Annotated in this window: 1 protein-coding gene; it reads right to left on the bottom strand. The window is 75.1% G+C overall.

Annotated features, from left to right (window positions below; all coding sequences use genetic code 11):
• Nucleotides 1–8,739, bottom strand: an 8,739-nt coding sequence (locus G011_RS30480; RefSeq protein WP_231391630.1) for an ADP-ribosyltransferase, incomplete at both ends; no start/stop codon positions are given.

Here is an 8,739-nt window from a genome sequence, read left to right as displayed (position 1 = left end):
GGAGGCCAGGTCAGCGGTGACGTGTCGCGCCGCCTGGTGTATCCCGGTCAGGGCCGCTGCCGTGTCATTCGCGTTCAGGGCCTGGTCGATGCGCTCCAGCGCCTGGCCCGCCCAGGCCGGGGCCGCGGTGGTGGGCCCGTCGTCGTGGGTGGGGGGCAGGATCTGGGCGTGGAAGAGGTAGCCGCGTCCCCAGGGTTCGACCGAGGTGATCTGGTAGCGGGTCCCCCGGGTGAGGATCACCTCGCGTTCGCGGGGGTGTTGGCTGCGGTCGCCGACCCACAGCCCGTGGGAGCCGTGCGGCACGGTCAGCCGCATCAGGTCGATGGGGGAGCCGCCCGCCGCGGAGGGGACGGTCCCCAGGGAGACCGACAGGTAGCCCTGTTCGACGTGTGTGGTCCCCGCGAGGGTGTGGGGATCGGTGTTGCCCTCGCCCAGCAGGTGCTGGTGGTGGTACGTGCCGTGCACGGCCTCGAAGCCCTCGGGGAAGGGGTGGCCGGTGGCGCGGTCCAGGCGCCGGAGCAGCGCCAGGGCTTCCGGGGCGTCGGGGAAGTGCGCCGGTTCCCCGCCCAGGGCGAGGGATTCGGCGATCCGGCCCGCACGTCCGGCGTGTTCGCGGAGGTTCTCCAGCGCCGCCTGCGGGTAGGGGTTGTCGAGGACGCCCCGCACGATCCGCTGCTGCTCGGGGCTCAGTGTCCCCTGCTGCGCGGCTTCTTGCAGTTGCGTGAGGTCGGGCCATCGGCCGCCGCCGATCTCGTAGACCTGCCATCCGGGGTGGGACCGGCTCTCCTCCCGGATCCGGTCCAGTTCGGCCTGCACCGTCGCCTCGTCGAGCGGGCTCAGGCGAGCGAAGCGGTTGAGCCAGGAGGAGCGGGTGTAGGCGGAGACCGCGTCCTGGGTCGCGGTGGGGAGGGCGTCGAAGGTGTTGGGGTTGTAGGCGGGGTCGTGCAGGAGGGCGCCGTAGCGGTCGGTTTCGGCCCCGGTCGGCAGTCGGCGGATCGTCCCGGGCCCGGACGCGGCGGAGCCGTCGGTGTCGGTCAGTCCCAGTCCGCGGGCCAGGGAGTCGAGGTCGGCGCCGCTCATCCCGGTGCCGTCCCCGTCCGGATCCCGTACCTCTCCGGCGATGTCGGTCATGGCGAAGACGGTCGTGCGGGAGGTGGTCCCGGGGTGCGGCGGCCCGGCCGCGGGGGCCGGGGTGCGCGAATCCGGTTCCGTCGTCGTGCCGCTCGGGTCGGGCGCGGCCGGGGCCTCCCGGGGCGTGAGGCCGAACACCGGGCGGAGCTGCTCCTCCAGAGGCGCGCTGGGGGTGGGGCGGGGCGCCGCCGGAGGCGGTGCGTCGGGCGGGGTGATGCCGGCGAGGTGCGCGGCGGTGGCGTTGGTCGCGGTGGTCCAGGCGGCGACGGCCTCGTCGTAGGCCTCCAGGGCGGTGCGGTAGGCGGTGGCCTGGGTTCCGTAGGCGGTGCGGGCGCCGTCGAGGGCCGCGCGGTTCGCTGGTGTGGGGTCGGCGGCGTGGGCCTTGTAGGCGTCGAGGTAGGCCTTGACCAGTGCGGGGAGTTTGGCGCGCTGCTCGGTGTAGGCGGCCTCGGCGTCGGCCATGGCCTTGGCGGCGTCGTACTCGGCGGTGATGGGAGCTTCGGCGGCGTCGGCCTGCTCGGAGGTGAGGACGCCCAGGGCGACGGCGTCGCTCCAGGAGATCCAGGCGCTGGTCCTGTTGGTGTGGTGGGAGGTGAACTGCCGGGGGGCGGTGCCGCCGAAGAACGTCTTCTCGTCGGTTCGGGCGCCGGTGGTCCAGGTGGTGTCGAACTCCACCAGGTAGGCGGTGCCGAGCCGCTGGCGCTCCATGTCGGAGGGCTCTCCGCTGGCCAGGCCGTCTGCGGTGGGCGAGTCACCGGTGATGGTGCGGGCCGTGGCCTCTCCGGAGCCGGTGAGGTAGGCGGTGCGGTCGTTGTCGTCGGGGTCCACGGTGTGGTGGCCGGTGGGCCGGAAGGCCGTGGTGGCGGTGGCTCCGCCGCCCTGGGAGCGGCTGTGGGAGACGCTCCGTCCTTCGGCCTCCTTGTGGACGAGCCGGGCGTCGGGGCGCGCGGTGACGATACGGGCGCCGGTGAAGTCGGGGGTGGCGGCGACACGCCACTGGGTGCGCCCGATCCGCAGGATGTCGGTACCGGAGGGGCGGCCGAGGTTGTGGGAGAGGAGACCCTTGAGGGCCACGGGGTTGAGGGAGTTGTCGATGGGGGTGTAGCGGGGGTCGAGTTCGAGGCGGTCGGCGATGTGGCGGCGGGCGTCCTCGGTGGCGCGGGCGTGGTGGGCGCGGAGCTGGTCGAGCTGCTCGGCGGTCGGGTCACCTCCGAAGTCGGGGGCGGCCGGGGGCTCCCAGCCGAGCGACGCGGCGACGGTCCGCAGCGCGGTGTCGCGCAGGTCGGGTCCGTGGACGGCGGTGGGCATGATGACGGCGTCGCGCAGCGCGTCCGGCGGCGGTGCGAGCTCCCCGGTGGCGGTGGTGAGGGCGCCCGCGAGGGTGTCGCCCGCGCGGGGGGCGGCGGTGGGCGGCGCGGGCACCGTGTCCAGCGGCGCGGCGGGCACCGCGGGCGGGGTGAAGTCCAGCGACGAACCCAGGTGGAAGGTGCGGACCCGCCCGCCGTCCACCGTCGCCGTCTCCACGATCGGTCGCTTGTACTCCAGGTACGGCGCCCTCTCTCCCCGCCGGACCCCCGCGGTGGGCACGAGCCCGTCGCCGTCGACCTCGATGGTCAGGGTCAGGGACGCGTCCTCCGTCATCTTCACGTAGGGGCCGGAGGACTCCATCACGATGGTGTGGGTGGTCTCCGAGGACGAGGACAATCCCTCGGACGCGTTCCGGGTCCCACCGGCCCCCGCGGCGGGCGAGACGAAGAGGAGGCTGCTGTCCGGCGGCCGGTCACTGCCGCCGTTCGTGCCGCTGGGCTGCCAGGGCACGAAGTCCAGGCCCGTGGTGTGCGAGGACTGCCGGAAGTCCTGGTGCGAGTGCTCGGCCTGCCAGGAGTGGGTCTCCACGGTGGCGGCCGCCGAGGTGACGTAGTCGACCCGGGGATTGGTCCTGTCCAACTCCACCAGGACCCGTGCGGGCTTGGAGAAGTGGGCGTTGCGGTCCGTCGACACGACGTTGACGGGGATCGGCGGGAGCGCGTCCGTCGCGGTCCCCAACTGCTCGGACAGGGTCACGAGCAGGCGCTCCTTGCCCCCGCGGCTGAGGGTGAGCCCGTGGGTGCGCAGCCTCGTCTCCAACGCGTCCACGGCGCGGGCCGGGTCGACGGGGAGGGTCTGCCTGCCCGCGCTGTCGAATCCGGCGCGGACGCGGGCGTGGGGCGGTGGTGTGGGGTTGGCCTGGGTCGAGGGTTCGGGTGCGCCGTCGTCTCCGTGGGTCACGGCGTCGGTGATGACGCCGGCCTGTTCGGCGTCGCGGGCGGTGATGTAGCCGGAGACGAGGTCGTCGACCCGTGCCTTCCATCCGGCGTACCTGTGGGTCCACCAGTTGGGGAGGTTGAGGCCGCGGTGCTTCTTGAACTCCCACGCCTGCGCGATCGAGCCCGCGGCGGTGAAGGCGTAGACGGCCGCCGCCTTGGGCAGCAGGAGGAGTCCCGAGGCGGAGGAGACCCCGGAGTCCATGGTCTCGCCGCGGCGGAGGAAGCTCCTGTTGTGGGAGGGGCCGGCCATGGGGACGATGCCGTCGGCGGTGGACCGGTCGGCGCCGGATTCGGCCCCGCCCTCCTCGATGGAGTTGGTGGTCCCCCCGGCGAAGCCCGTGAACCGGGCGAAGAAGCCGCTGATCCTGGTGACGGCGGCGGACGCCGTCGAGACCGTCTCGGACTGGACGGTGACCTGTGCCTTGGCCAGCCGCAGGTCGGTGATCTCACCGACCGCGACCTTGGTGACCCCGGTGGCCCGCATGTCGTTGGGGGACAACCAGGTGCCCCGCATCTCGATCCGCCTGCGGCGGCCCGTCTCCGCGAAGGAGGCCGGGTCGGAGGCGACCGCGGTGGGGGACACCAGGTTGGAGAGGAGGGCCGATCCGCCGACGCTGTCCAGGAAGGAGGAGAGCTTCGTCCGCCCCCCGTCGGACCAGAACCGGCGCGGACGGGAGAACGCGTCGAGGGTGCGGCGCAGGAGGTTGCGGCCCGGTCCCGTGTCGCCCGCCTCCCGGAGCAGGGGGTTGACGTGCTCGATGATCGCGCCGTGGTCCAGCAGGACACGCGTGTTGTCGGTCGGCGGGGCGACAGGGGTCTCCCCCTCGGCCCCGGAGGTCCGCGAGGTCTCCTCGGCCGGTGCGGTCCCGTCCTCGGCGCCCGGGGCGTCCTCCTCGGGGGAGTCGCGGCGCCCCGGGCGGGGGTCGAGCATCTCCCGCGCCTCGTCGGGGGTCATTCCCGACCGGTCCCGGTCGGGCCGGTCCGGGTCCGGTCGTGCGGAGACCAGGTTGTCGCCGACGGTGGTGGGCGTGACCACGGAGTAGGCGGCCTTGATGGGCCGGTCCAGCAGCTCCGTCCCCCGGCTGGTGCCGTCGGCCTGCTCCTCGGCGTCGTGGTCGTGCAGGCGGGCGCTGAGGATCACCTCGCCGCTCCACCGGTCCGAGCCCTCGGGGAAGAACAGGCGGGCGTCGGACTTGTGCTCCAGGCCGTACGCCGCGTCGAAGTGGTCGACCCGGTTCCAGCCCATCGAGGCCATGAACCCGCCGAGCAGCCGGGCGAATCCGCGGGCGTCGCCCTCGGCCGAGCGCACCATGCCCGAACCCGCGGAGACGGCGAGGGTGAACGCGCTCCCGGTCGCGGACTCGGTGGAGGCCGAGGCGGTGCCGCGTACCCGAAGGCCCGTCTCGGCGGTGCTCTTCCCGTCATGGGACAGCCGTCCGAACTCCGCGTGCAGCCGGACGGTGACCGTGTCCGGGCGGAGGAACTCCTTCAGCCTCGCCATCAGGGTCGGGTCCACCGTCGCCGACTCCCGGAGCCGGACGGGCAGGCCCTCCCCGGGGCGGGCGAGTCTTTCGAGGCCGTCCTTGCCCAGGGTGCTCTGGAGGGTGTCGCGCACCAGCATCGTGTTCTTGTAGGCGGTGTCGTAGGAGCGGCGGAACCCCCAGCGCTCACGGAACGAACGCTCGAAGTAGGAGGCCTCCTCCCGTCCTGGCCTGCGGGCGTAGGTGCCCCGGTCACGGGCCAGCTCGGGGATGACCAGACCCGGGTGCTCGCGCGCGATCCCGGCCAGCACGTCGTCCAGGTACCGGTCCAGGACGCCGCGCCGGTCGTCCGACGTGACCGGCGGTGCCGACGCCCCGGAGGTGCCTGGGGCATCGGCCCCCCGGGAGCCGTCGGAGTCCCCGTCGCTCCCGGCGCCGGGAGCGGGAGAGCTCCACTCCAGGCCGAGGAAGTGGGACCCCCGGAAGTGGACGGGGTTTTCGGTGTCCAGGTGCGGGAAGGGCGGGCGCCGCTCGCCCTCGCCCCCGCTGTCGGCGGACTCCTCGCCCCGTGCCGCCCGGTCCAGCCGGCCCGCGGTCTCGCCGGGGAGCAGCTCCACACCGGTGACGGTGAAGTGGTGGGGCGCCGCCTCGCCCTGGACGTGGACGAACAGGTCGTGGGAAGCCTCGTAGGCGGCGAACCTCTCCGTGGAGGAGACGTAGCGGCTGAGGGACCGGTGCTCGCCCGAGCCGGAGGCGTTGTGGCTCTCGGAGTGCAGCGACTGCCACCAGGTGGCCTCCACATGGGGGGCGTTGACACGCAGGGTTCCTCCGGAGGGGAGCTCGGCCACCAGGCCGAAGCCGGTCCCCCCCGTCAGGGTGAAGCTCGTGTTGCGGCTCTGGGTGAGGCTGGTGCCGTCCTTGACGCTCTCCTTGAAGGTCGCGTCGTCGATCAGAGGACTGTGGTCCTTGATCCGGTAGTCGCGCGGCCTCGCGGAGAACTCCATCATCACCTCGCCCAGACGGGGGTGGGAGGCGCTCACGGTGACCGGACCCCGGTCCAGGTGGGGGAGGTACTCCTGGAAGGAGTCGTTGTCGAGGACGTGTCGAATCTCGTGCTGCCACCGCGCGATGTCCTGGCCGGTGCCAGGCCCGGTGAGGTCCTTCATCCACTGGACCGCGGTGTTCTCGCTGGTCGCCTCCCTGTTCAGCCGGTAGGCGTCGGAAACCAGGTAGTCGGCGACCCAGGAGCCCAGGTCGGTGTGCGCCGGGCCCCGTCCGGCCGGGGCGTTCGGCGTGACGCTGTGGACGGCGATGGGCAGGCCGCCCGTCGGGCCGAGGTTGCGGGGCCGGCGACCGGGGCCGTCCCCCTCCCCGGCGCCCGGGGCGAGGTCGATGTGCCCCGGCATCCCGTCGGGCCGCCCCTGGACCTCGCCGGCCAGGGTGAACACCATGCCGTCACGGATCACCGAGGAGCCGACGGGGAGGTCCACGGCGGGCGCAGGGGCCTCACCGGCGTCCCTCCCGCTGGTTCCGCCCGCGGCGGGTGCCGTCCCGGCCCCTTCCGGCCGCGCGGTCACCTCGGCCCACACCCGCAGGTCGTTGGCGTAGAACTCGGGCTTGGCGAAGGTCGTGTACTCGATCTTGGAGGCGGCGGTGGTCGTCCCGCCGTGGGACGCCGCGCGCTGCCCGCGGGAGAAGCTGCCGCCGGCCGTCACCCACGGTCCCGCCGCGGACCCGCTGACGTCGCCGAGCAGCAGCGGGCTTCCCGTGAAACGCGCCGCGAGGATACGGCGCGGGTCGTAGGACGATGAGCCCCCGGTGGTGGTGGAGCGGCTGCGCTCCTCCTCCCGGGACTCCAGGGGCGCTCCCGACTTCCGGTGCTCGACGTTCAGGTGCCGGTACCCGGCGGGGTCCTCGGACGCCAGCGAGACCCGGACGGTCCAGGACCTGGGGGCGGCGCCGTCCGTCCCGGGGTCGGTGACGGTGATCTCCCGGCCCCCGGGCGCAAAGAAGGCGGACATGCCGTGTTCGTGCGCCACCCGGTTCAGGGCCGCGTCGACCAGCTGGGGGAGGTCGGGCGGCGGGTCGGCGATCCGCTGTCCGACGATGCCCGCGACCGCTTGGTGGACCGCCCTGGTGAACAGGCGGTCGGGGCCGCTCAGCCGCGAGGTGACGAGGTAGTCCAGGTCGTACCGGGCGTCCGTCTTCTCGCGCAGGCGGGACGCCGACGGGAGGTCTCGGGGGAGCAGCGCCTCGGCGCGGTCGGCCGAGAGCGCGGTGTCCTGCGCGTGGCGCCGGGCGTCGGCGAGGTCCTGCGCGGTGCGTCCGAGCAGGTCGCGGGCGCCTCCCACCAGTGCGTCCGTCCGCCGCAGGTCCGTCTCGACCCGCGCGGCCGCCGGATGGGCGCTGTCCGGGGTTGAGCGCAGCGCGGCGGACACCCGGCCCAGGGAGTCCAAAGCGGCGGTGGTACCGGCGACGCGTGCGGGTTCGGCGAAGGACTCCGCGCCGGTACGCGCCCGCCGCGCGGCGTCCGCGGCCTCCCGCGCCTCACCGACGGCGTCGGTGAGGCGCCGGGCCGCGTCCCGGGACTCCTGCGCCCGGCGGGGGCGCGCGGTGTCGGCCAGGACCGCGGCCCGGACGGCGTCCTCCGCCCGCGCGAGCCGGTTCCGCGCGATCCCGGAACGCCGGTAGGCGTCGTCGGCCGCCATCCGGGTACCGGCGGAGTCGGACGCCGCACGGTGCGCGGCCGCGGTGAGGGCTTCGACGGCCGCGGTGGTGGAGTCGTGGCGTGCGGTGGCGGCCTCCTCCACGCGCGCCCGGGCCTCGGTCCGCTGCCGGTCCGCCCGGTCGCTGCCGGCCCGGACGGCCGCCTCGTCGTCCGTGGCGATGCGGTGGGCGTCCGTGCCGGGGGCGGCCGCCCGGGCGATCCGCTCGGCCAGCGCGACCGACGCGGCGGTCCGGCCGGCGAACCCCTCCGCCTGGTCCGCGGCCACCCGCACCGATCCGGCTCCGTTGGCGGCGGTGTCCCGTTCCCGGGCGGCCTGTTCCGTCGCGGTGACGGCGGACGCGGTGTCGTCCGCGTCGGCCGCGTCCCGAGCCGCCCGCGCGGCCCGGTCCGCGGCCTCGCGTGTGACGCGCAGGGCGTTGGCGGCTCCGTTGGCGGCCCGCTCCGCCGCGGTCGCGGTCCGCTCCGCTTCCCCGGCGACGCGACGGGAGACGGTCGTCAGGGCGTCGTCCGCGGTCGCGGCGGCGTCGCGGAGCGCGGCGTCGGCGTCCCGCGCGTGGCGCTGCGCCCCGTCCCGCAGCCGCACCGTCTCCTCGTGGCGGGCGCGGACGGCGGCCTCGGCGTCGGCGGCGGCGCGGTGGGCGTCCGTGCCCGGAGCCGCTTCCCGTACCGCCTGCTCGGCACGGTCGAGGGCGGCGGACGTCCCGCGGGCGGCCTCGACGGCCAGGCGCGCCGCGTCCCGCGCCGCTCCGGCCGCGCGGGCGGTCTCCTCGCGCGCCCGGGCGGCCTGTTCGGCGGCGGTCACGGCGTCCGCGGTCCCGGTGGCGGCGTCGGCCGCCGTCCGGGCCGCCGCGGACACCCGGTCCGCGGCCCCGCGTGCCAGCCCCAGGGCGTTCTCCGCCGTCTCGCGGGCCCGCTGCGCCACGGTTTCGGCCTCGGAGGGGGAGAGCGGGGTCGGCGGGGCCTGGGTGTCCGCGTCCGTCGCGCGCGGTTCGGGGGCCCCGGTCCGGTCCGGTGTCGACGATTCCCCGGATCGTCCTTGCGGGGCCGGTGCGTCTTCGTCGCCGTCCACCAGCGCCGTGTTGACGGTCGTCAC

It is taken from the genome of Nocardiopsis sp. CNS-639 (assembly GCF_000381685.1).
Taxonomy (GTDB): domain Bacteria; phylum Actinomycetota; class Actinomycetes; order Streptosporangiales; family Streptosporangiaceae; genus Nocardiopsis; species Nocardiopsis dassonvillei.
This window is presented reverse-complemented; position numbering and strand designations above follow the sequence as displayed.